Origin of the sequence: Halobacillus sp. BBL2006 (assembly GCF_000786645.1) — a bacterium.
In the GTDB taxonomy this organism is placed as follows: domain Bacteria; phylum Bacillota; class Bacilli; order Bacillales; family Halobacillaceae; genus Halobacillus.
In genome coordinates, this window is record NZ_JRNX01000913.1 from 1 (window position 1) to 1,979 (window position 1,979).

General features: G+C 40.7%; 1 protein-coding gene. It reads left to right on the plus strand.

From position 1 onward, the window contains the following. Window positions 1-310: 310 nt before the first annotated feature. A complete protein-coding gene (gene cls, locus LD39_RS21020; protein ID WP_052158990.1) occupies window positions 311-1,753 on the plus strand; it encodes a cardiolipin synthase in 1,443 nt (480 codons plus the stop codon). The last annotated feature ends 226 nt before the right edge of the window (window positions 1,754-1,979 follow it).

A 1,979-nucleotide genomic window follows, 5' to 3' on the forward strand; every position in this document is an offset into this window, starting at 1 on the left:
ATCGCCCTGGTAGACACGACTCGCATAAGCAAATCATCAAAAGGAATGTGCTTTTTCATTCCGTTGATGATTTGCTTATGACGCGAGTGTCTGGGCAATGCAGCTGGACGAGTCCTTCCCCAACGACCCTAAAACCACTCATACATCCCGAATTCGAGTCTTACAGATTTCTGCACGTTTGCTTAATAACCGTTTCACAAAAAATGACGAAATGTAAAATGAAGTTTGTGGTTTTATTGGTACTGTCATTAAAATGAAATGTGATATAGTAATTAAGCAACCCCATCCTAGAAAAGGTAGGTGACTCCCGGTGAACATTATTCCCTATATTTTAACGACGATTTTAATATTGAACGTTTTATTGGCTTTAGCTATTATCTTTTTAGAACGCCGGGATGCAAGTGCAACATGGGCGTGGCTCATGGTCTTATTGTTCTTGCCAATCGTAGGGTTTTTGTTGTATTTAATTTTTGGCAGACGTTTGAGCCATAAAGAAATTTTTATTTGGGATAAGAAGAGCAGGTTAGGTTTGTTGACGGCCGTACAGGAACAGTTGCAAGCTATTAAAGACAACACCTTGGAAGTTCAGCGTAAGGAAATTATTCCTTACGAAGATCTGATTTATATGCATTTGAAAAACAATGATGCTCTTTTTTCGCAAAATAATGAAGTAGAAGTTTTTACAGATGGACAGAAGAAGTTCCACGCTCTGCTCGAAGATATTGAAAAAGCTGAGGACCATATCCATTTGCTCTATTACATTATTAGAGACGATAACCTCGGTCAGCGATTAGCAGAGGCACTTATAAAAAAAGCGAAAGAGAATGTGGACGTCAAAATTCTGTATGACGATATGGGGTCGCGGTTATTAAGCAGGAAGTACGTAAAGAGAATCAGAGAGGCTGGAGGGCAAGTTGAATCTTTCTTTCCTTCCCTTCTTCCTAAAGTGAATTTGAAAATTAATTACCGTAATCACAGGAAGTTAGTCATCATAGATGGGGCGACAGGGTATATCGGTGGTTTCAACATTGGAGATGAGTATCTAGGTTTCAGTAAACGTTTCGGTTATTGGAGGGATACGCATCTTCGTGTAGAAGGTGAAGCCGTACACAACATGCAGACCCGTTTTATTCTGGATTGGAATCAGGCTTCCAGAAGAGATATCGTTTACGAAGATCGTTTCTATCAAGCGAAATCAGAAGGTGATGTCGGAATACAAATTGTATCCAGTGGCCCTGACTCAGAATGGGAGCAAATTAAGCACGGCTATATCAAAATGATTATGTCTGCGAAAAAGTATGTATACATTCAAACCCCTTACTTTATACCGGATGATAGTTTGTTGGATGCCCTCAGAATAGCCGTTTTATCTGGAGTTGATGTGCGATTGATGATTCCGAATAAACCGGATCATCCTTTTGTCTATTGGGCAACTTACTCGAACATCGGAGATCTATTAATGGCCGGGGCTAGAATTTATGTTTATCAAAGAGGATTTTTACACGCCAAAACGATCGTTGTGGATGGAAATATAGCTTCAGTCGGTACGGCAAACATCGATGTAAGAAGCTTCCGTTTGAATTTTGAGGTGAATGCTTTCCTTTACCATTCGGATGTTGCGAAGTTATTAGCTGATCGATTTAATGAAGATTTGAAGGAGTCCACAGAATTGACGTATAAGCTTTATCAGTCAAGGTCCAAATGGATTCGCTTCAAAGAAGCAATCGCCCGGTTGTTATCTCCTATCTTATAGATCACTGACTTATTAAAGCCCGTTGTTAATTTTCCTTATTCTATTAATGCTCCCGATTGTTGAAGACTCAGTTTCGAGATGACTGGGCCGTTACTGGATAAGGACTAGGGTTGGCGGGGAAACAATCTCAAGGGGGTCCTGAAAATGACAAGACTCCTGTGGGATGAACATGATCGGTGAGATCCCGCAAGACGGAGTCTGAGGAAGCTCACCACATGCCCACGGA